The sequence below is a fragment of the Alphaproteobacteria bacterium HT1-32 genome (assembly GCA_009649675.1).
Lineage (GTDB): Bacteria > Pseudomonadota > Alphaproteobacteria > Rhodospirillales > HT1-32 > HT1-32.
The window spans coordinates 1-19,818 of sequence record WJPL01000001.1 but is presented as its reverse complement, the minus strand read 5'-3'; the positions used below and the strand labels follow the sequence as shown (position 1 = coordinate 19,818).

Sequence of the window (19,818 nt, the reverse complement as noted above, 5' to 3'; positions counted from 1 at the left end):
CGGTGGTCAGCTTGCCAGAAGTGAGAGTGAGGCGAAGACCGGCTGATGGTCAGAGCCGGTCGCGCTTTGATCGACCTGCATGGCGGTGACGCGTTGTGCGAGGCCGGGGCTGCAAAATATATAATCGATCCGGTTCAGCCCGTCATCTTCCTCGCAGGTCCAGCCTGCAGGGCCGTCTGTGCCGGTAGCGACAGCAAGATCGACCAGCGGTGCCGGTGAGGCTTTGTCGACCAGCATCTGATATTCTGGGAAGTCTGGCCGCAGATTGAAGTCGCCCATGACGATATACTGGTCGCCGAAGGGGGTTGGTTGCGGATCACGCTTCCAGTATCCGCTGCCGGGGTTGCCTGTCAGGACGCCACGTTCCGCCACGCCGTCAGCCAGCCGTTGCTGTAATTGCCGGATCTGGCGTTCTCGGTCTGCACCGGAGGAATGGGACAGATGGGTTGAGAGGATACGAAGAGCCCCCAGCTCTGTCATGATAGTGGCTTCAATCGCCGCACGCTGGATGGTCAGTTTCGACGGGTCTTCGACGCGGTGATACAGCAGGTGGTTGCGTGACGACAGGATCGGATAGCGGCTCAGGATCATATTGCCGAATTGCTTGCGCCGGCTGACCAGGGTTCTGCGGGCGCTGCGATAGCCCGCGTTCAGGTCGATGCCCGGCCCGTAGACATAATAATGATCCGGAAAAAGTTCAGCGATTTCCTTCACTTCATCCAGATTCAGCGAGCGGTCCCAGAACCGCTCGACCTCCTGCAGCGCGATGATATCGGCTTTCCCTAACTCTCTGGCGATACGGTCGATATCAATTTCACCGTCTTTGCCGAGGCCAAACTGGATATTGTAGGTCGCGAGTTGCATGATCCTGTACTTTCCCGTCCAACATCTGTTCTGGATACGGCTTTTGCGCCCCGGAGGCTAATGATTTGATCCGTCTTACGCGACCCGTCATGCAGGAGGCCCTGGCTGGCCTTTCGGTGCAGGATCCGGATATCGCCCGTGCCTATGCCGCTGTTGGTTTACCCCCGATGCGGGCAAGGCCGACCGGCTTTCCGACACTGGTTCGTGCCATTGTCGCGCAGCAGGTTTCGGTGGCGTCTGCCCGTGCGATTATCGGTCGGCTGGAAACCGCGACGGATGGCCTTGATCCGGAGGCCATGCTGGCACTGGATGATGCGGGTATGCGCGAGGTCGGGATGAGCCGGCAGAAAGTTGTCTATGTTCGCGAACTGGCGACGTCTGTGCTGGAAAAACAGTTGAACTTCCGGCGTATCGCCAGTCTTGAGGATGAGGAAGCGATAGCCGAACTGACCCGAATCAAGGGAATCGGCCGCTGGACGGCGGAGGTCTATCTGCTGTTCGCACATCGCAGGCCGGATATCTGGCCGGTCGATGATCTGGCGGTTGTCGTCGGGCTGCAACGGCTGAAGGGGCTGGAGGAACGTCCGACCCGTAAGGAAATGCTGGCCATCGGCCAGGACTGGCGCCCCTGGCGCAGCGTCGTCGCCCGGCTTTGCTGGCACTATTACAGTTCGGCTCCGCCTGCCTGAGCAAGATCGAACAGGCAAAGCGGCAGACGCCGGCCCGGGATCATTTCCGACGGAACATCGCCTCTGGTCTCGCAGCCCATGCGCTCATAGAACGGAACGGCATTCGGATCGGCGAGGATTTTCAGCATGGCTGCACCCTGCTGACGTGCCAGCCGGGTTATCGCGTCAAAGAGTATCCGACCTCCGCCCTGACCGATATAGTCCGGATCAATGAAGAACAGGGCGAGTTCAAGCCAGCCCGGCTTGCCGGTTGCTTCAAGCGCCGCAACCCCGAGCGGATGATCTTTATCATCTGCCAGAACCAGCACCAGACCGGACGCAATCATATCGTCGGTTACGGTCAGAACAGGGACAGACCGGGCCATGAACAGATCGTCATACCCCCAGAACGCCTTGGACCGGATGCAGATATCTGTCAGTGCATCCTGCTCCTGCGCGCCGGGGGGACGAAGTTTCATGTCCGGATCAGCCACCGCCGCCCGGTATTTGCCCGGTAAAGCTTTGAACCAGCGATCCGGCGACCAGATACCAGCCGTCAATCAGGGTGAAGAAGATCAGCTTGAAGGGCAGGGCAATGATGATCGGGGGCAGCATCATCATACCCATCGACATCAGCACAGATGCCACGACCATATCGATGATGATGAAGGGAACGAAGAGCAGGAACGCAATTTCGAAAGCGCGTTTCAGTTCGCTGATCATGAAGGCCGGTATCAGCACCTGAAGCGGTGTATCTTCTGATACGGAGGGCGCCTGCTGGCCGGACATGTCCATGAACAGCCGCAGATCCTGATCCCGGACATGGGTCAGCATGAACCGTTTGACGGGCGCGACGGTACGGGTGAATGCCTGTTCTTCGCTGATCTGGCCGTCAACATAGGGGGCAATTCCCGAATTCCAGGCTTCTTCGAGGGTGGGGGCCATGACAAAGGCGGTCAGAAACAGCGCCAGTGAAACAATAACCGTGTTCGGTGGCGAGCTTTGTGTGCCGATGGCCTGTCGCAGAAAGGACAGAACGACCACAATTCGCGTGAACGAGGTCATCATGATGAGAATCGACGGCGCCAGACTGAGAACCGTCAGCAGGGCAACAAGCTGAATGATCCGGCTTGTTGCATCAGCACTGTCGCCGCCCGTATCGAAGGTGAAGCTCTGCCCGAATGCCGGTGTCGCGGCGATACAGCCAAAGATGCATAAAGGCAGGAAAAGGCGGAGAAGACGGCTCATTTAGTCTGACCTTCAGCGTCAGCGGCCCTGGTGGCCTGTTTCAGGTCTTCGCTGAAATCGGGGGCAGCAATGTCGCGTTCGATCACGGTATCTGTCGTCGCTCCCAGAAGAATCAGATGTTCAGTATCATCGCGGCGGACCAGAACCAGTCTGCGGCGACCGTCAACCTGCATGACTTCGCTGATTGAGAGGCGTTTCCCGGCGGCTTTGCGGCTGGATGTGATGGTTCCCAGACCATAGCGACGCGCCACCCAGGCCATCAGTCCGATCAGGCCGAGGACAAAGGCGAGGGCGAAAACAAAGCGTATATAAGTGCCGACTTCCATGGCCGGACTTTGCGCGGTCAGTGACCGGCTGTAAACCGGCTGTTGCCGGCAATCGTGCGTAAAGTGTCTTCAAGCTCACCCAGAACGCCGTCGAGTTGCTGCAAACCCATGGCGATCATGGCCCGGTCGGCAAGGTCTGCACGCTTGGCAAGTTCGCAAAGCCGGCTGACATCGTCGTCAAAACTGGCAAGCTCGACCGGGACGCCGCCGCGGGCACGCATCAGAGCCTGTTCAGCGCGTGCCAGTGTTTCCTGCATGACCGTGTTCAGCATTCAGCCTGTCCATTTTCCAGTGCTGCCTCGCGCTCGCGCGCAGCAGCAAGTATGTCATTCCACTGGCCATTTGCGCGGTACACAAAGGCCAGCACTTCTGCGATTGCCGCCCAGCATTCGACGGGCAACTCGGCTTCAATTTCGATTGCCGCGAGAATTTCGGCAAGATCGGCGTCTTCGCGGACCGGGATACCGTTGGCAAAAGCCAGATTGAGGATCTGCTCTGCAATGGCATTCCGACCGGAAGCAACGACCGTCGGTGCCTCTGCCGCGCCGCCATCATGGCGAACGGCAACGGCCAGCCGTCGGTCTTCCCCGGTCATTAAATCCTTGTCGCGGACCGCCAAAACATCATCCCGGCAATAGTATTCAGAACCAGCTTATGTCCGGTACTGGTTAACAAAACCCTACCGGAAGAGTGTTAAAATTTACTCTATTGGTTAAAAAATGAAGAACGATTCATTCTTCGTTAAGGACTCCGGTAACAATATGCGAACACCGGAGCAGGGGTGAAAGGCGACAATCAGATGTTTTCGAATGATGCACCAATCATGTCGATGATGAAGAAGAAGATGGGATGGCTCTCGCAGCGCCAGTCCGTTCTCGCTCAGAACGTCGCCAATGCAGATTCGCCGAACTATGTTGGCAGTGATCTCAAACCCTTCACCTTCCGGGAAGAAATCGGCAAGGTTCAGGCGCGTATTCCTGTGTCTGTTACCAGCGAGAATCATATTGAAGGCCCGCGCAACGCGAATGATGCCTTCGAATCCAACGAACTTCGCAAGCGTTATGAAACTTCACCTGACGGTAACGGCGTGAACCTTGAGGAGCAGCTTATCAAGGTCGGCGAAACCCAGATGGATCATGAGCTGGTGACCCAGCTTTATGCCAAGTATCATAACATGTTCAAAATCGCGATAGGCCGGGGAAGATAGGGGTAAACAATGGACGATCTGCTTAAAACGCTCCACATCTCCGCTTCCGGTATGCGTGCGCAGACAACCCGTATGCGGGTTTCGTCTGAAAATATCGCGAACTCGGACTCACTGCCGCGCTTCAAGGGCGATGATCCCTACCGTCGCAAGACCATCACCTTCAAGAACGTCATGGACCGCGAGCTGGGTGTTGACCGGGTCAAGGTCGACAAGATCGGTGTCCAGGCCGGTGAGTTCGGCAAGAAGTTTATTCCCGGCCATCCGGCAGCCGATGAAGACGGCTATGTAAAGGTGCCGAATGTGAATTCCCTGATTGAAATGAATGATATTCGTGAAGCGCAGCGAAGCTATGAAGCCAATCTGAACGTGATCAATTCATCACGCTCAATGCTGCGTAAAACCATCGATATCCTGCGCTGATCCCGAACCGGAGCAATTTGAACCATGACTGTCAGCATCAATAGCGCACTGTCCGCCTACCAGCAGACCCTCAAGAACAATCAGGGGCAGAATGCACCGACCGCAGGTGCACCGCCGGTTCGCGGCTTTGCCGATCTGGTCAAGAACGCGGCTCAGGATGTGATCGGAACCAGCCGGGCTGCTGAAGCGCAGTCAACCCAGGCAATTCAGGGGACGGCTGATCTCGGGCAGGTCGTGACTGCCGTTGCCAGTGCTGAATTATCCCTCCAGACAGTTGTCGCGGTTCGTGATAAGGTGATTGAAGCCTATAACGAAATTATCAAGATGCCGGTCTGACCGGCTCGAAGTGAGCGACGGTTGAATCAGACAGAAGTCCTTGATGTCGGTCGAGAAGCCATCATCGTTCTGATTACGGTCGGGGCACCGATCATGACGATTTCGCTCGCCATTGGTCTGATAATTGCGCTGTTTCAGGCGCTGACACAGATTCAGGAAATGACCCTGACCTTCGTCCCGAAAATTCTGGCGATCTTTATCTCGCTGGTCATCTTCCTGCCTTTCATGTTCACGACCCTGTCCGAATTCGCGCTGCGCATGGCAGACCGAATTATCGCCATCAACTAACGGCGGAATGCCGGCATGTCGCTTGATGCCTTCCTCAGTGGCAGCGTTTATGCCTTTGTCCTGATCATTGCCCGGTTTGGCACGGCCATCATGCTGATGCCCGGATTTGGGGATATTTATGTCTCGCCGCGTATCCGTCTGGCGCTGGTGATGATGATTGCGCTGATCCTGACACCAGTCATCGGTCCTATTCTGCCCCCGGAACCCGCCGCGCCGGCGGCCCTGCTGAAGATTGTGGCGAGCGAGGTTTTTGTCGGTGCCTTTCTGGGCGGGTTGATCCGGGTGCTGGTCGGAACGCTGACCACGGCAGGCACGGTGATCGCCTATCATGCGGGTGCCGCAAACGCGCTTATCTTTGACCCTATTGCCGTTCAGCAGTCGTCAGTCTATGCAACCTTTCTGACCAATATCGGTATGGTGCTGATTTTCGTTACTGATCTGCACCATCTGATGCTGAATGCGATTTATGACAGCTATACCGTAATGGTCCCCGGTGCATTGTTCAGTATGGGCAACTTTTCCGATGCCTTTACCTACAAGGTGATGGAAAGCTTTGAAGTGGCGATGCGAATTGCCTCTCCGGTGGTGGTCTCCGGCGTCACCTTTTATGTCGGGTTGGGGCTGTTGTCGCGGCTGATGCCACAGATGCAGGTGTTCTTTATCGGGCTTCCGATCCAGATTTTACTTGGTTTGTCAGTTCTGGCGGTATCTCTGCCGATAATGATGTATACTTTCCTCGCTTACTTCGAAGAAGGTCTCATTTTTCTGTTGCGGACCTGAGGACAGGACATGGCTGACGATACAGACCAGTCACAAAAAACCGAAGAACCGACCAGTAAACGGCTGGCCGACGCTCGCAATAAGGGTCAGGTGGTCAACTCGACCGAGGTAAAAACCTGGTTCACCCTGCTGGCGCTGGCGCTGACCATCGGTCTGATGGGCCCCTTTCTGGCCCGGTCGATCGCCGAGCCGCTGCAAAAGTTCATCTATCAGCCGCATATGATGTCCACCACCTTGTCCGGAATCGAAGGAATCTTCATCGAAACCCTCGCGAAGATCGGACTGGTCCTGCTGATTCCGATGGGCTTGGTGATGGTATTTTCAGTGGTGGTCAGCCTGGTGATGACCGAAGGCCCGCTGCTGACCACTGAAAAAATGAAGCCGAAGCTAAGCAAGATCAGTCTGCTTGGCGGTGCCAAACGGATGTTCTCTGCCCGGTCGCTGGTGGAATTTGCCAAGGGCATCCTGAAGCTTGCGATTGTGACGGTCATCGGAATTCTGGTGATGATCCCGCAAGTCGATACGATCATGGGAATGCCGGACCGCCCGGCGTCAGCGATTCTGCAGGAGCTGCACTGGCTGGCTATCCTGCTGATTCTCAGCGTGCTGTCGGTCATGGCCGTCGTGGCAGCGGTCGATTTCATGTATCAGCGTTACGAACATATCAAATCGCTGAAGATGTCGAAGCAGGAGGTCAAGGACGAGCAGAAGCAGTCGGAAGGTGACCCGCATGTTAAAGGCCGGTTGCGGTCAATCCGGATGGAGCGGGCACGTCAGCGGATCATGCAGGCCGTTCCGAATGCCACGGTGGTTATCACCAACCCGACCCACTATGCTGTCGCGCTGAAATATGATCTCGACCAGATGGCTGCACCGCTTTGCGTGGCCAAGGGTATGGACGAGGTTGCCCTGCGTATCCGTGAAATCGCGAATGAGAACGAAGTGGCGATTATTGAAAACCCGCCATTGGCGCGGGCACTTTATGCGACGGTAGAGATTGATCAGGAGATTCCGACAGAGCACTATCAGGCGGTGGCCGAAATCATCGGCTATGTGTTCCGCTTGAAAGGCAAAATGCCATCGTGACTCTGAAGGATTACCGGCTTTCTGCCGGGATCATCATCATTACGCTGATTGTCGCCGCAGCTTCCAGCCAGTTTGCCGGCATGGCAGGTGCTGTGGCTGTTGTCGTGGCCGGGCTTTGCATGCTTGCTCTGTCGGTTCTGACAGAACAGCGAACCCATGCGGCATTACAGCAGCAGAACCATCAGGTGATCTTGGGAAGAATCGCCGGAGATGTGGCTGTCATCAGTGGTCCGGACGGGGTGATCCTGGCTTCTCGAGGACAGTTTCAGGGCGTGAACCTGTCAGATATCCCGCTGCATCTTTCAGGGCTGGCCGCAGATGATGCGTCACGCCGGGTTGCGGCTGATCTGCGTGAGGCTGCTGACAGGGAGGATTTTAGTAAGGGAGAAATGCGGCTGCTTTGTGCCGATCAGAGACCTCTTGCGGTCCGGATTGAAGTTGAAACCGACCCGGATGGATTGCGGCTCTGGCGTCTGGATGACCTGACGGAACTGGCGGCTGCCCGCGAACTGGCCGTTCAGGAAGCGGATCGGGCGGTTGAATTTCTCGATGGCTTGCCGGCAGGCATCTTCGTGTCCGGCAAGGGGGGGCAGATGCTGTTCTCCAATCGTGTCATGAATGACTGGCTGGGTGACGGCAGGGACTTGCAGGCAGGGCGTGCCAGGTTGCAGCATTTCGTCTTCCGTGACCCGGATGGCCTGTTTGACCCGGAGGTCTGGACAGACGAGCAGGAGCGCCGGGGGCGTGTTTCCTTCGCGATGGAGGAGCATTCGCCGTTTGATGCTTCAGTGATCGTCAACCGCTTCGAGATAGGAGGCGATCAGTCACCGCTGTTTCGTGTTCTGGTCCTCAAGGAATCTTCGGAAACCGAGGAAATGCAGCTTGCCCTGCGGCAGGCCCGGAGTCGTCTCGATGCCTTTTTCGAACGCTCACCGATTGGCATTGCGGAACTGACCCCATCCGGAGAGATCGAGGAGGCGAACGCTGCCTTCGCCAGGATCGTCGGTGCCGAACAGGACAAGCTTGAGGACCGGCCGCTGGGATCCTTCGTGGCGTCTGATGACAGGGAACTGCTCAATGCCCGGCTGTCAAAGATGCTGATGGGCTCTGCCCGGGGAGCGGAGTTCGAGGCACGGCTTCTGGGTGAAAATGACCGGACGGCAATTTTCCGGATCAGCCCGCGTTTTGATGCGGAAGGCGATACAGATGGCATGGTCGCGCATGTCATGGACGCGACGGAGCAGAAGAATCTCGAAGTTCAGTTCGCGCAGGCTCAGAAGATGCAGTCGATGGGTCAGCTTGCCGGCGGGGTTGCCCATGATTTCAATAACCTGCTGACTGCGATGATTGGCTTCTGTGATCTGCTGCTGCAGCGCCACAGCGCCGGAGACCCGTCTTTCGCTGACATTATGCAGATCAAGCAGAACGCCAACCGCGCGGCCAATCTGGTGCGCCAGTTGCTTGCGTTTTCCCGCAAGCAGAAGATGGAGCCGAAGATTGTCGATGTTGCGGAGTCGCTCAGCGAACTCAGTAATCTGCTGCGCCGTCTGATCGGCGATCACATCGCGCTGGATATCCAGAACGAGGTCGAAAACGGTCTGGTGCGGGTTGATCCCGGACAGCTTGATCAGGTTGTGATCAATCTGGTGGTCAATGCGCGGGATGCCATGGCTGACGGCGGGTCGGTCAGTGTCCGTTCGTCATCCGTCTCCTATGACCGTCAGATTCGCCGTGGTGGTGATGCGATCCCCCCGGGAGACTATATCCGGATTGAAGTTGCTGACGACGGCACCGGTATTTCGCCGGAAAATCTCGGGCGTATCTTCGAGCCCTTTTTCTCGACCAAGGATGTCGGGGCCGGAACAGGTCTCGGCCTGTCCACGGTCTATGGTATCATTCGCCAGACCGGCGGCTATATCTTCGTCGAGTCAGAGATCGGCAAGGGAACCACCTTTACCATTCTGCTGCCGATCTATGGCGACGAGACGGCGCGTCCGACACAGCGGCGCAAACAGGCAGCACCGGTCACCGATCTGACAGGCAAGGGCAATGTGCTGCTGGTCGAAGATGAGGATGCCGTGCGCATGTTCGGTGCCCGTGCCTTGCGGAACAAGGGGTATACGGTCCTTGAAGCGACCAGCGGGGAAGGGGCGATCGAAGTCCTGAATAATGCCAAGGTCGATATTGATATCATTATCTCTGACGTCATGATGCCGGGTATGGACGGCCCGACACTGATCCGTCTGATCCGCGAAGACCGGCCAAATATGAAGGTCATCATGATTTCCGGCTATTCGGAAGAGACCATCCGGGGGGACTTCGGTGGTGATGATCAGGTTCATTTCCTGCCGAAACCATTCAGCCTCAATGAACTCGCGACAAAAGTGAAAGAGGTCGCGACCAACGGCTGATTATACCGAATCAGCCGCGGCTTCTGTCCCCCGGTTTCAGGTTCTGACTTTGTCGATTCCCTCTTTCTGCATGAGAACATAAGCCAAACATAGTGCAAATACATGTTTTAGAACAAAGCGTTAACTAAGCCTGTTTACAGTGAGAACAAATCATGTACATATGGCTGCATTGCGCCACTGATATCGCTATGAAATAAGGGAGACCGGATTATGTCGCAGGCTGCACTGCGCCTTATAGGCAAGGACGATATGGACAAGAACAAGGCACTCGACGCCGCCGTCGCCCAGATTGAACGGGCATTCGGCAAGGGCTCGATCATGAAGCTCGGCTCGCAGGATTCGGTTGATATCGAAGTGGTATCCACAGGCTCGATTGGCCTTGATATCGGTCTCGGTATCGGTGGTCTGCCCCGCGGACGTATTGTTGAAATTTACGGCCCGGAAAGTTCGGGGAAGACGACACTTGCACTGCATGCGGTTGCCGAGGCTCAGAAACTTGGTGGTACCTGTGCTTTCGTTGATGCGGAGCATGCACTGGACCCGGGTTATGCCCGCAAGCTGGGTGTCAATATTGAGGAACTGCTGATTTCCCAGCCGGATGCCGGTGAACAGGCGCTGGAGATTGCCGATACGCTGGTGCGTTCCGGTGCCATTGACGTGCTGGTGGTCGATTCTGTTGCTGCACTCGTCCCCCGGGCTGAACTGGAAGGCGAGATGGGCGACAGCCATGTCGGTCTTCAGGCCCGCCTGATGAGCCAGGCGCTCCGCAAACTGACGGGATCCGTCTCGCGGTCGAAAACGACAATTATCTTCATTAACCAGATCCGCCTGAAAATCGGTGTGATGTTCGGTAGTCCGGAAACGACGACAGGTGGTAACGCGCTGAAGTTCTATTCTTCGGTTCGTCTCGATATTCGCCGTATCGGTGCGATTAAGGACCGTGACGAGGTTGTCGGTAACCAGACCCGGGTCAAGGTGGTGAAGAACAAGATGGCCCCGCCCTTCAAGGTTATCGAGTTCGATATCATGTATGGCGAGGGTGTCTCGAAGACCGGTGAATTGCTCGATCTGGGTGTTGCGGCAAACATCGTTGAGAAGTCGGGCGCCTGGTTCAGCTACGACAGTCAGCGTATTGGCCAGGGCCGCGAGAATGCCAAACGCTTCCTGAAGGAAAACCCGGAAGTGGCGAACAGTATTGAACAGAAAATCCGGGCGAATGCCGGATTGCTGTCAGAAGCCATGATGGCCGGCCCGGGTGGTCAGGACGAGGATGGTGTCGTCTCTGACGACTGATCTGCTCAGTATCATGTACGAAAGGGCGCAGTCACAGGCTGCGCCCTTTTGCGTTTCTGACGTTTCCGGAAAGCTGCCTTTGACGCAGATATGAAAACGGCCCGCCGGGTTTCCCGGGCGGGCCGTTTTTTGACTGCTTACGCAGAAGCCGCTCAGCCCATGCGGGCTTTCAGGCCGCTGTCGATCTTGTCGAGGAACTGCTGGGTTGTCAGCCAGGGAGTTTTCTCGCCGATCAGCAGCGCGAGGTCCTTGGTCATGAAGCCGGCTTCCACCGTCTTGATGCAGACATCTTCCAGGGTTTCTGCAAACTTCACCACGTCAGGGGTGTTGTCGAAGTTACCCCGATGGGCAAGGCCGCGTGTCCAGGCAAAGATCGACGCAATCGGATTGGTCGAGGTTTCCTTGCCCTGCTGGTGCTGGCGATAGTGACGGGTCACCGTGCCATGTGCAGCTTCAGCTTCGACGGTCTTCCCGTCCGGGGTCATCAGAACGGATGTCATCAGGCCAAGTGAACCAAAGCCCTGTGCAACCGTGTCGGACTGTACGTCGCCGTCATAGTTCTTGCAGGCCCAGACATAACCGCCGCTCCATTTCATGGCGCAGGCAACCATGTCGTCAATCAGGCGATGTTCGTAGGTGATGCCTTTTTCAGCGAAGGCTTCCTTGAACTCGGTCTGATAAACTTCCTCGAACAGGTCCATGAAGCGACCGTCATAGGTCTTCAGGATGGTGTTCTTGGTCGAGAGATAGACCGGCCAGCCGAGATTCAGGCCGTAGTTCATGCAGGCCCGGGCGAAGCCACGAATGGATTCATCAAGGTTGTACATGGTCATGGCAATGCCGGGCTCTTCAGCCTTGAACACTTCATGCTCGATCGCGTCGGAACCGTCATCCGGTTCAAAACGCATGATCAGGCGTCCGGCTGAACCGAACTTCATATCCGTGGCGCGATACTGGTCACCAAAGGCGTGACGGCCGATGACGATCGGCTGGGTCCAGCCCGGTACCAGACGCGGGACATTCGAAATAACGATCGGCTGACGGAAAATCGTACCGCCGAGAATGTTGCGGATCGTACCGTTCGGTGACCGCCACATTTTCTTCAGGCCGAATTCTTCAACACGACCTTCATCCGGGGTGATGGTCGCGCATTTGACGCCGACGCCATATTCCTTGATGGCATTAGCCGAATCGATCGTAACCTGATCGTCTGTCGCATCACGATGCTCAACGCCCAGATCGTAGTATTTAAGGTCGATATCCAGATATGGCAGGATCAGTTTTTCTTTGATGAACTGCCAGATAATCCGGGTCATCTCGTCGCCGTCGAGTTCGACGACCGGAGTCTTGACCGCTATCTTGCCCATGAATTCAGTCTCCAAAATGCTGGTTAGGATAAGGAAAAGAATCCGGCGCGCAGGGGTGTGCCCACCACCGCGTCGGCGGGGCGGAACATACCCAACCGCAACCGGTTCCGCAACTGCGCCTACCAGTGTTTATGAATGAGATAGGCAAGGCAGCCCGAGAAGAACAATGGTGCGAGCAAAAGCAGGGGCGGACCACAGACCACCGCAACCATTATCAGCCCCGCCCATCGGCGCCAGCCAGAGGCCAGCCGGGCGATAATCAGGATCAGCTGGAACGGCATCAGATAGCACAGAAACCAGAAGGCTTCGTTTGAAAAACTATGGACGCCACCGAGCAGCGGATTCACACCAGCCAGATTGAACAGCCATATTTCATTCAGATACAGCAGTGAGGTTATCCAGGTGAACGGGATACGCCAGAGGGCATCACTGCCCGAGAGCAGGGCGGGCAGGCGTTCCTTCCCGATATCAAAATAGACCACACGATCATAAAGAGCAGGATCAAGGCTGAAGCCGATTGCGTCGAGTACGGGGGTCAGCAGCAGCATCGGGACGACCAGATATACCAGGCTCCAATAGCGTTTCAGAATGACCTTGGTGATATTGCCAACAGTCCGGTCCACCGACAGCATCGCAAAATATCCGGAGATCATGAAAAAGGCGGGGACTGCAAAGCGTGGGGCATTGCCGTCAAATCCGGGCATTTCCCAGGTCGAGAAGACATCAAAACTGAAATGGCCAAGCAGGATGGTGGACATCGCAAGAACCTTGACGATGTTCATCATGTCGCTCTGGGTTGCTGCCATCATCATCGCATCGTCGCGAATGGCGGAACCTGAATCAGGTGCCCCGGGATTGTTTCGCAGGTTGATGCGATCGAGATAGCAGCGTTTTACCCGGTCAAAGCGGGGCTTCAGTAAGAGGCAGGCCTTGCCGGCCGCAATACTGGCGGCAGTCGTCAGTCCCAGCAGCAGAGTCTGGCTGAAATTGCTGGCCGGATCATGCCGGATGATGGCCGCAATGACATACAGGAAGGGGAAGTGAAAGATGAAGACAGGAACAGTATAGGCAGCGGCAACTGAAATCAGTGCGGAGTGACGTTGCGAAAACCAGCTACCGGTAAAAATGTATTTTGTGCAGACCAGCAGGCTGAACAGGAAGGCCATATGCCCATACTGCAGCAGGAACCGTTTGCTGAGGCCAAGATGCTGCCGGTAGTCGTAACTCGCCAGCGACTTTGAATATTCGTAGAGGTCGATATCCGTGCCAGAGGCCAGATACCACCAGTATCCGGCACAGATTGCAGGCACGGCAGTCAGTGCCGCCAATCGTGATCCGCGCTGTGTGCTGGTCCGGATGTCAGGTTTTCCCGGCATCAAAAGCTTTGCTGGAAGACGCTTTTTCAAGGCAGTCCAGAAGGCCGTCGACGGAGGTGACGATTTCCATCGCCTGCCGGGTTTCTGCACCGGCGAACCCGTCTTTGATGAGTGAGTCGATCAGGGCGGCGAGGGGGCTCCAGCAGCCGTCTATATCGACGACGATAATGGGTTTGTCGTGAAGTTTGAGAGTGCGCCAGGTGAGAACCTCAAAAAACTCTTCAAGGCTGCCGATACCCCCGGGCATGACAACAAATGCGTCGGAACGCTCGGTCATCAGCTGTTTGCGTTCGTGCATGCTGTTGACGACGATCAGTTCGTCGCAGCTCTGGTTGCCAACCTCGGCTTTTTCGAGAAAGTCCGGAATGATGCCGACAACCTGCCCGCCGTTTTCCTGCGCATGCTGGGCGATTTCACCCATGATACCGATCCGGCCACCGCCATAGACCAGGGTGATGCCCCGCTCTGCCATTGCCTTGCCAAGTTCGCTTGCCGCTTCTTTCCAGACAGGTTTATTGCCGGTCCGTGCACCACAGAAAACACAGATGGATTTAATATCGGGCATCAGAAATCCTTACTTACAAATAGCCAATGATCAGCCATGTGATGGCTGCGGCAACCAATACAGCAGCAACGGCGCGATGAAACGACATGATAACGGGAGGTCCGTCAGCCGAATTCTCGCCAGCCTTTTTACCGGTGATCATCGGCAGGATCAGGTTGTCGCGTTTGACGATTAAATAAGCCAGAACGGCGACCAGATGCACGACGATCAGGATCTGCAGAACGGACCAGCTGTAATGATGGACAGTGGTCATAAGGTCACTGGTTTCCTTGTCCACAAGATGGAACAGGGGACCTTCAAACAAAATATCGTCATTCGACATCAGGCCGGTCACCGTCTGTATCAGCAACAGCACAAGCAGGCCGATGACGGACAATGCGCCGAGCGGGTTATGTCCTCTGGATGTCGTGCGTCCCCGCAGATAGTCAGCAATTGCCCCGGGGCCACGCAGGAAAGTACGGAACCGGGCATATCGGCCGCCAATAAAACCCCAGATAATCCGGAAAATGACCAGCCCGAGAATGGCGTAGCCGCTGTAGGCATGCCAGTCCCGTGCATCCAGTGAGTCGCTGAACTCTGCACTGTACCATGAGAAGGCGACGAGAGCAGCCAGCAGCCAGTGGAACAGCCGGGTCGGGAAATCCCAGACGGGGGATGTTTGTTTTGTGTTCATTCGCCTCTGCCCGTTGCGGTTCTGATGTCCGGTTTCTCAGTTACAGGAGTAGAATACCGTATGTCTCAGGCCTCACAACCGAGAGAAGTGCGTCAGAATTTGCGCGCTTCCGATCAAGCCTGTAGTCTCTGACCACACTCATCTGGCGGAGTTCGGGCCTTGCGTCCTACGATCTATCTGGCTGTCATTGGACTTGTTGCGATTATCGTCGCCCTGCTGCTCAACTTTCGGGAGACCGGAACGGATGTCGCAGATGCGCCTGTTGATGGTGCTCAGTCTGAAACTGCTGCTTCGGCGCCGTCTGCGACGGCTGTTTCTCCGTCTTCCGGGACAGAACAGAATGCCACGGGCGCAAAGCCGGGTAAGACTGCCGGCGGTGATACACCAAAACCTGACGATGCAGGGCCCGGGACGACGCAGACCTCTCCGTCGCCCAGTTATGATATCGTGCGGGTCAATCCGAAAGGCGATGCTGTTATGGCCGGCCGCGCCGCGCCGGGTGCTTCGGTTGAGATTCGGGAAGATGACAAGGTTATCGGCAAGGTAACGGCCGATCAGCGTGGTGAGTGGGTCTTTGTACCTGACAAGCCGCTGGCGCCGGGTAATCGTCAGTTATCCCTGTCGGCAACAACCGCTGATGGTGAGCGCAAGGATTCAGAAACGGTTGTCGTCATGTCGATTCCCGGACCATCGGATTCGTCGGTCGGGGCGGGAGGCTCCGGCGTCGTTGTCGTGCCGCAGGATCAGGCGTCCCTGTCGTCAGGAACAGGAACGACGGCAGGCGATGCGACGGGGCCCGGTGTCGGGAATGAGGGTGTCGTGGCGAAGAGCCAGTCGACAGGACAAAATCCTGTCGTTGTCGAGTTGTCCCGGGAAGCTGGCCGACAGGCGAAAATTCTGCAGGGACCTAAAGAAGGTGTCCGGTCTGGGGAACTTTCACTCGATTCGATTGATTACAATGACAAGGGTGAACTGAACATTCAGGGGCAGGCACCGGAAGGCGCCCGCGTACAACTGTATCTCGACAATAAGTTTGTCGGCGCATCCGAGGGGCAAAGTGATGGTCAGTGGGCGGTAACCCCGGCGCAGCCTATTCCGCCGGGAACGTACAAACTTCGCGTTGACCAGGTCGCGGATGGAGGTAGTGTGCGCTCCCGCTTGGAGATACCCTTTGCCCGGGCAGAACCAATTTCGAACCTTCCCGAGGGTTCGTTCGTTATTGTCCAGCCGGGTAACAGTCTCTGGCGGATAGCCCGGCGCACTTATGGTTCCGGTTTTAGCTTTGTCGATATATTCCGGGCGAACGATGATCAGATCGGTGATCCCGATCTGATTTATCCGGGTCAGATATTTACGCTGCCTGCGGCAAATTGACGCTGAAACATTTCACACCATCTGAATGGTGTTGATTAACTGATTCGAAAATCGAGGAAATATCATGGATACGATCAAGTCTGTACTGGTGCCCATCAATCGCGAGGGCTGGCCGTTTGTCGTGCTCTTCGCGATTGTCTCTGTGCTCCTTGGAGGACTTGTCTGGGAGCCCCTTGGATGGCTTGGTCTCGTTCTCACAGTATGGTGCATCTATTTTTTCCGTGATCCGGACCGGTATACGCCGGACCGTGATGGTCTGGTGATCAGCCCGGCTGACGGGGTTGTGCAGTCCATTGTTGCTGCTTCTCCGCCGCCTGAGCTGGATATGGGTAATGAGGCGCTGACACGTGTTGCCGTTTTCATGAATGTCTTTGATGTTCATGTGAACCGTGCCCCGGTTGAAGGTGTGGTCAAACGTCTTGCCTACCGTCCGGGTGCCTTCCTGAACGCTTCTTTCGACAAGGCCAGTGAAGATAACGAACGGCAGTCGATTCTGCTTGAGACCGATTCCGGTAAGGAAGTGGCTTTCGTGCAGATTGCGGGTCTGGTCGCACGACGTATCCTTTGTGATCTTGAGGACAATCAGCGGGTTGTGACCGGTCAGCGGATTGGCATGATCCGTTTTGGCAGTCGCGTTGATGTCTATCTGCCGAAGGGTGTGAACCCGCTGGTGTCCGTCGGGCAGCGTGCGATTGCAGGCGAAACGGTGCTCGCGGATCTGAAATCGCGCGAGAAGCAGCGCTCCGCCGAGGTTCGGTAAGATGACTGGCCGCCGCCCATTACGGGGGATGTCGATCAATGTGCTGATCCCGAATATGCTTACCGTTGCGGCGCTTTGTGCAGGGCTGACGGCGATTCGTTTTGCCCAGCAGGCGCAATGGGAAGCGGCTGCTTTCGCGGTGGCGCTGGCTGCCGTCTTTGACGGTCTCGATGGTCGTATGGCGCGGCTGCTTAAAAGCTCCAGTAAATTCGGTGCAGAACTGGACTCTCTCTCTGATGTCGTCAGTTTCGGGGTTGCGCCGGCGATGGTGCTGTATTTCTGGACCATGCAATCGGCTGATCCGTTCGGCTGGGGGCCTGTCATGTTGTATGCTGTCTGCTGTGCGCTTCGGCTGGCGCGCTTCAACACGGCACTGGATGCTGCGCCGCCTAAATGGGCTGAAAATTTCTTTGTCGGTGTCCCGGCGCCAATGGCGGCAGGGCTGGTTCTTCTGCCGCTGGTAATGTCCTTTGTGACGGATGCGGCCCTGTTTTCCCATCCGGCATTTGTGACGCTGTTTCTCGCAGGCGTTTCCATTCTTATGGTAAGCAAGGTTCCGACCTTTGCTTTCAAGAAGGGGCGCATCCCCGCACGGTTTGTGCTGCCGTTTTTGCTGGGAGTGGGTCTGTTCGCGGCCTTTCTCGTCAATACGCCCTGGGCAACGCTCGCCCTTTTCCTGACGGGCTATCTGATCAGTATACCGGTTGCTATCCGGACCTATCGCAAGCGCCAGAGACAATCAGAACAAGGTGGCATTCCGGACGATGATGATGCCATCGATGATGATTCCGAAGAGACCGAGGCCAGCATCCCGGGCAATCCGTCTGCATCAGATAAAAACACAATATAAGAATATATAAATAATCCTATATAGGGTCAATGCGGCTCCTTAGTCCGGATTTTCCGGATTTTCGAATAATTAGATCCCCCTGTTTTGGTAGTTGTGCGGATTTTGTTTCTGTGCGTGCTGCCTGTCCCCTACTTTATCGTCTAATGGAGTGATTTCCGTCACAGATATGGCGCTATGGGCGTTTCATATTGACTGAGTGGGAATACATCATTTTTGGGTAGGCGGATCGCAACCGGGTCAGGTTCGGTCCACAACAGTACAGGGTCGAATCACATGGCTGACGAACAGCGTCCGGAAGACGAACTCCCGGAAGACGAAAATCAGGAACAGCAGGCTGGTCCTGAGGACAATCCGCAGCAAGCTGCTGCCGGCGGTGAGCAGCCGCAGACCTCTCCCGTCGATGACGACGAGGAGGAAGAGGAGGAAGAGGCCCGTGAGGATCTTGATGATCTCACGGTTCTGCAGGAAACCGACTCTGCTGATCTTGATGCTGTTGAGCGCCCGGGTGCCGGCAATGATACAGACCTGGAAGATCTTCAGGGGCTGTCCAATATCAATATGGGCAGTCAGCAGACCACCGATCAGGTGATCGGCGGCCTTGTCCCGGAAGAATCCCCGCCAGCTCCCGGTGTTTTCGTAGAGCCGGATCCCTTTGACCCGCAGGGCAATCCGCTACCCGATCTCGACCTGAATGACTTTACGGTTACCAATGAAGTCCGTCCGCCCGAAGACGTAGACCCGCTTTTCTTTACTTTTGATAACGAAATTGAGCGCCCGGTACGCCCGGTTGAAGGTGGAGAGGTCGTTGAAGATGAGATTGATGATCCGGAGGGTGTAGATCCTTCAGAAGACGGTGGTGGGCCTGTTGCGCAGCCGTTCTTCTTTATCCCCGACGATACGCTTCCACCGCCTCCGCCACCCCCTCCGCCGCCTGCACCATCTCTTGATGTCGTGGATGCTGTTGTCGATGAAGATGATCTGCTGTTCGGAACGGACGACGACAAGGAATCGCTCTCAGTTACGCAGCCGATCACCATTGATCTCGGTGGTGTGGCATTCGGTGATTTGCGCTTTACTGCGGATACTCCGGATAATCTCGATTCGCTGGGTCTGACCTCGAATGGTGAGTCCATCGAATATGAACTGGATGGTACGAACCGGACAGTGACCGCGACGTCTGATGGTGATCCGGTTTTCAGTATTACCCTGAATGTGAACGGGGACGGGACTTATTCCTACACCTTCACTCTTCAGGGCAACGTCGATCATGAATTCGGCGATGGTGAGAATATCCAGAGCTTCCCGTTTGATTTCGAGGTCCAGAACGCCGAAGGACAGATATCAACGGACAGCTTCTCTGTTGGCGTTATCGATGACGTGCCGGTCGCCAATCCGGATGCGATTTCTGTTGATGAAGATGACCTTGCCAGCGGTACCGACGCGACGAAAGAACCTGTTTCTGTCACGGGTAACCTGAATATCGACTTTGGTGCTGATGCGGAGCTGGCGCAGGTCAGCTTTATCGATGTCTCTGACCTGGAAGCTCTGGGGCTGACGTCCGGTGGCGATCAGATCGATTATTCCATCGAAAATGGTGGTCAGACCATTGTTGCGACAGCTGCCGGGAACCCGGTGTTCACAGTCGATCTCAGCAATGACGGCACCCAGTATACCTTCACTCTCGAAGGGCCTTTGGACCATGGTAATGCCGGCGGCGAGAACTCTCTTTCTCTGCCTTTCTCTCTTAATATTGAAGACGGCGATGGCGATGAAGCAACAACCAGCTTCAATGTCACAGTTGTGGATGACGTTCCGGAAGCGGCTGAAGTTGCGACACCGACAGTCGCTGACACAGTCACGCTGGATGAAGATGATCTGGCTGACGGTACGGACGACACGAAGGAATCCCTCTCAGCCTCTGGCGAC

At 56.0% G+C, this 19,818-nt stretch carries 24 protein-coding genes; 13 read left to right on the top strand and 11 right to left on the bottom strand.

Features of this window, described 5'->3' with window-relative positions; all coding sequences use genetic code 11:
* Positions 1 to 6 precede the first annotated feature (6 nt).
* Positions 7 to 864 carry a hypothetical protein gene (locus tag GH722_00120; protein ID MRG70156.1) on the bottom strand — a complete coding sequence of 286 codons (858 nt, stop codon included), beginning with the start codon at positions 862 to 864 and terminating at the stop codon, positions 7 to 9.
* Between the two features lie 89 nt (positions 865 to 953).
* Here GH722_00120 and GH722_00115 point away from each other — a divergent pair, with 89 nt between their 5' ends.
* Positions 954 to 1,553, top strand: coding sequence for a DNA-3-methyladenine glycosylase 2 family protein (locus tag GH722_00115; GenBank protein ID MRG70155.1), 600 nt, complete (start codon positions 954 to 956; stop codon positions 1,551 to 1,553).
* On the opposite strand, the gene GH722_00110 is transcribed toward GH722_00115, so the two are convergent.
* The 5 genes from GH722_00110 to GH722_00090 are packed head-to-tail and all read right to left on the bottom strand — an operon-like array spanning position 1,529 to position 3,701.
* Positions 1,529 to 2,011: a GNAT family N-acetyltransferase gene (locus GH722_00110; protein MRG70154.1), complete on the bottom strand. Its 483-nt coding sequence runs from the start codon at positions 2,009 to 2,011 to the stop codon at positions 1,529 to 1,531. The genes GH722_00115 and GH722_00110 overlap by 25 nt on opposite strands.
* Positions 2,012 to 2,018: 7 nt before the next feature.
* Positions 2,019 to 2,780 carry a flagellar type III secretion system pore protein FliP gene (gene fliP / locus GH722_00105; protein ID MRG70153.1) on the bottom strand — a complete coding sequence of 254 codons (762 nt, stop codon included), beginning with the start codon at positions 2,778 to 2,780 and terminating at the stop codon, positions 2,019 to 2,021.
* Positions 2,777 to 3,106, bottom strand: coding sequence for a hypothetical protein (locus GH722_00100; protein ID MRG70152.1), 330 nt, complete (start codon positions 3,104 to 3,106; stop codon positions 2,777 to 2,779). Before GH722_00100 ends, fliP begins: the two co-directional genes overlap by 4 nt.
* Before the next feature lie 17 nt (positions 3,107 to 3,123).
* Positions 3,124 to 3,378, bottom strand: coding sequence for a hypothetical protein (locus GH722_00095; GenBank protein ID MRG70151.1), 255 nt, complete (start codon positions 3,376 to 3,378; stop codon positions 3,124 to 3,126).
* Positions 3,372 to 3,701, bottom strand: coding sequence for a flagellar protein FhlB (locus GH722_00090; GenBank protein ID MRG70150.1), 330 nt, complete (start codon positions 3,699 to 3,701; stop codon positions 3,372 to 3,374). The genes GH722_00095 and GH722_00090 overlap by 7 nt, the downstream gene beginning before the upstream one ends.
* A 204-nt stretch (positions 3,702 to 3,905) precedes the next feature.
* On the opposite strand from GH722_00090, the gene GH722_00085 reads away from it, so the two are divergent.
* From GH722_00085 to recA, 8 genes are all read left to right on the top strand, one after another.
* Complete coding sequence (locus tag GH722_00085) at positions 3,906 to 4,313, top strand: flagellar basal body rod protein FlgB (GenBank protein ID MRG70149.1); 408 nt, start codon at positions 3,906 to 3,908, stop codon at positions 4,311 to 4,313.
* Between the two features lie 9 nt (positions 4,314 to 4,322).
* The gene (gene flgC / locus GH722_00080; protein MRG70148.1) at positions 4,323 to 4,733 is read left to right on the top strand and encodes a flagellar basal body rod protein FlgC; all 411 of its coding nucleotides are present in this window, start codon (positions 4,323 to 4,325) and stop codon (positions 4,731 to 4,733) included.
* 24 nt (positions 4,734 to 4,757) lie between these two features.
* Entirely contained in the window at positions 4,758 to 5,069 is a 312-nt protein-coding gene (gene fliE / locus GH722_00075; GenBank protein ID MRG70147.1) for a flagellar hook-basal body complex protein FliE, read from the top strand.
* Positions 5,070 to 5,090: 21 nt separating this feature from the next.
* Positions 5,091 to 5,357, top strand: coding sequence for a flagellar biosynthesis protein FliQ (gene fliQ, locus GH722_00070; GenBank protein MRG70146.1), 267 nt, complete (start codon positions 5,091 to 5,093; stop codon positions 5,355 to 5,357).
* A 15-nt stretch (positions 5,358 to 5,372) separates the two neighbouring features.
* A complete protein-coding gene (gene fliR, locus GH722_00065; GenBank protein ID MRG70145.1) occupies positions 5,373 to 6,137 on the top strand; it encodes a flagellar biosynthetic protein FliR in 765 nt (254 codons plus the stop codon).
* A gap of 9 nt (positions 6,138 to 6,146) precedes the next feature.
* On the top strand, positions 6,147 to 7,223 hold the full coding sequence (gene flhB, locus GH722_00060) for a flagellar biosynthesis protein FlhB (GenBank protein ID MRG70144.1): 1,077 nt from the start codon (positions 6,147 to 6,149) through the stop codon (positions 7,221 to 7,223).
* Positions 7,220 to 9,634, top strand: coding sequence for a response regulator (locus GH722_00055; protein ID MRG70143.1), 2,415 nt, complete (start codon positions 7,220 to 7,222; stop codon positions 9,632 to 9,634). The genes flhB and GH722_00055 overlap by 4 nt, the downstream gene beginning before the upstream one ends.
* 210 nt (positions 9,635 to 9,844) lie before the next feature.
* Positions 9,845 to 10,927 carry a recombinase RecA gene (gene recA, locus GH722_00050; GenBank protein ID MRG70142.1) on the top strand — a complete coding sequence of 361 codons (1,083 nt, stop codon included), beginning with the start codon at positions 9,845 to 9,847 and terminating at the stop codon, positions 10,925 to 10,927.
* Between the two features lie 152 nt (positions 10,928 to 11,079).
* Here the strand turns inward: recA and GH722_00045 are convergent, their stop codons facing one another.
* Genes GH722_00045 through GH722_00025 form a run of 5 tightly spaced genes read right to left on the bottom strand, consistent with a single transcriptional unit; the run spans position 11,080 to position 14,908 of the window.
* A complete protein-coding gene (locus GH722_00045) occupies positions 11,080 to 12,294 on the bottom strand; it encodes an NADP-dependent isocitrate dehydrogenase (GenBank protein ID MRG70141.1) in 1,215 nt (404 codons plus the stop codon).
* A 4-nt stretch (positions 12,295 to 12,298) separates the two neighbouring features.
* Positions 12,299 to 12,502: a hypothetical protein gene (locus tag GH722_00040; protein ID MRG70140.1), complete on the bottom strand. Its 204-nt coding sequence runs from the start codon at positions 12,500 to 12,502 to the stop codon at positions 12,299 to 12,301.
* On the bottom strand, positions 12,414 to 13,622 hold the full coding sequence (locus GH722_00035; GenBank protein ID MRG70139.1) for a hypothetical protein: 1,209 nt from the start codon (positions 13,620 to 13,622) through the stop codon (positions 12,414 to 12,416). The genes GH722_00040 and GH722_00035 overlap by 89 nt, the downstream gene beginning before the upstream one ends.
* A gap of 31 nt (positions 13,623 to 13,653) precedes the next feature.
* Positions 13,654 to 14,235, bottom strand: coding sequence for a TIGR00730 family Rossman fold protein (locus GH722_00030; GenBank protein ID MRG70138.1), 582 nt, complete (start codon positions 14,233 to 14,235; stop codon positions 13,654 to 13,656).
* Between the two features lie 13 nt (positions 14,236 to 14,248).
* Positions 14,249 to 14,908 (bottom strand): hypothetical protein, encoded by a 660-nt coding sequence (locus GH722_00025; GenBank protein ID MRG70137.1) that lies wholly within the window; start codon positions 14,906 to 14,908, stop codon positions 14,249 to 14,251.
* A 159-nt stretch (positions 14,909 to 15,067) separates the two neighbouring features.
* Between GH722_00025 and GH722_00020 the strand changes: the two genes are divergently transcribed.
* The 4 genes from GH722_00020 to GH722_00005 all read left to right on the top strand — a co-directional run.
* A complete protein-coding gene (locus GH722_00020) occupies positions 15,068 to 16,282 on the top strand; it encodes a LysM peptidoglycan-binding domain-containing protein (protein ID MRG70136.1) in 1,215 nt (404 codons plus the stop codon).
* Between the two features lie 64 nt (positions 16,283 to 16,346).
* Positions 16,347 to 17,042 (top strand): phosphatidylserine decarboxylase, encoded by a 696-nt coding sequence (locus tag GH722_00015; GenBank protein MRG70135.1) that lies wholly within the window; start codon positions 16,347 to 16,349, stop codon positions 17,040 to 17,042.
* A 1-nt stretch (position 17,043) separates the two neighbouring features.
* Positions 17,044 to 17,892, top strand: coding sequence for a CDP-diacylglycerol--serine O-phosphatidyltransferase (gene pssA, locus GH722_00010; GenBank protein ID MRG70134.1), 849 nt, complete (start codon positions 17,044 to 17,046; stop codon positions 17,890 to 17,892).
* Between the two features lie 273 nt (positions 17,893 to 18,165).
* Positions 18,166 to 19,818, top strand: a 1,653-nt coding sequence (locus GH722_00005; protein MRG70133.1) for a hypothetical protein, incomplete at its 3' end; no start/stop codon positions are given.

Bases quoted from the DNA above. Each gene is read 5' to 3' on its own strand.
- GH722_00120 (MRG70156.1), bottom strand. From the start codon at position 864: ATGCAACTCGCGACCTACAATATCCAGTTTGGCCTCGGCAAAGACGGT.
- GH722_00115 (MRG70155.1), top strand. From the start codon at position 954: ATGCAGGAGGCCCTGGCTGGCCTTTCGGTGCAGGATCCGGATATCGCC.
- GH722_00110 (MRG70154.1), bottom strand. From the start codon at position 2,011: ATGAAACTTCGTCCCCCCGGCGCGCAGGAGCAGGATGCACTGACAGAT.
- fliP (MRG70153.1), bottom strand. From the start codon at position 2,780: ATGAGCCGTCTTCTCCGCCTTTTCCTGCCTTTATGCATCTTTGGCTGT.
- GH722_00100 (MRG70152.1), bottom strand. From the start codon at position 3,106: ATGGAAGTCGGCACTTATATACGCTTTGTTTTCGCCCTCGCCTTTGTC.
- GH722_00095 (MRG70151.1), bottom strand. From the start codon at position 3,378: ATGCTGAACACGGTCATGCAGGAAACACTGGCACGCGCTGAACAGGCT.
- GH722_00090 (MRG70150.1), bottom strand. From the start codon at position 3,701: ATGACCGGGGAAGACCGACGGCTGGCCGTTGCCGTTCGCCATGATGGC.
- GH722_00085 (MRG70149.1), top strand. From the start codon at position 3,906: ATGTTTTCGAATGATGCACCAATCATGTCGATGATGAAGAAGAAGATG.
- flgC (MRG70148.1), top strand. From the start codon at position 4,323: ATGGACGATCTGCTTAAAACGCTCCACATCTCCGCTTCCGGTATGCGT.
- fliE (MRG70147.1), top strand. From the start codon at position 4,758: ATGACTGTCAGCATCAATAGCGCACTGTCCGCCTACCAGCAGACCCTC.
- fliR (MRG70145.1), top strand. From the start codon at position 5,373: ATGTCGCTTGATGCCTTCCTCAGTGGCAGCGTTTATGCCTTTGTCCTG.
- flhB (MRG70144.1), top strand. From the start codon at position 6,147: ATGGCTGACGATACAGACCAGTCACAAAAAACCGAAGAACCGACCAGT.
- recA (MRG70142.1), top strand. From the start codon at position 9,845: ATGTCGCAGGCTGCACTGCGCCTTATAGGCAAGGACGATATGGACAAG.
- GH722_00045 (MRG70141.1), bottom strand. From the start codon at position 12,294: ATGGGCAAGATAGCGGTCAAGACTCCGGTCGTCGAACTCGACGGCGAC.
- GH722_00030 (MRG70138.1), bottom strand. From the start codon at position 14,235: ATGCCCGATATTAAATCCATCTGTGTTTTCTGTGGTGCACGGACCGGC.
- GH722_00025 (MRG70137.1), bottom strand. From the start codon at position 14,908: ATGAACACAAAACAAACATCCCCCGTCTGGGATTTCCCGACCCGGCTG.
- GH722_00015 (MRG70135.1), top strand. From the start codon at position 16,347: ATGGATACGATCAAGTCTGTACTGGTGCCCATCAATCGCGAGGGCTGG.
- pssA (MRG70134.1), top strand. From the start codon at position 17,044: ATGACTGGCCGCCGCCCATTACGGGGGATGTCGATCAATGTGCTGATC.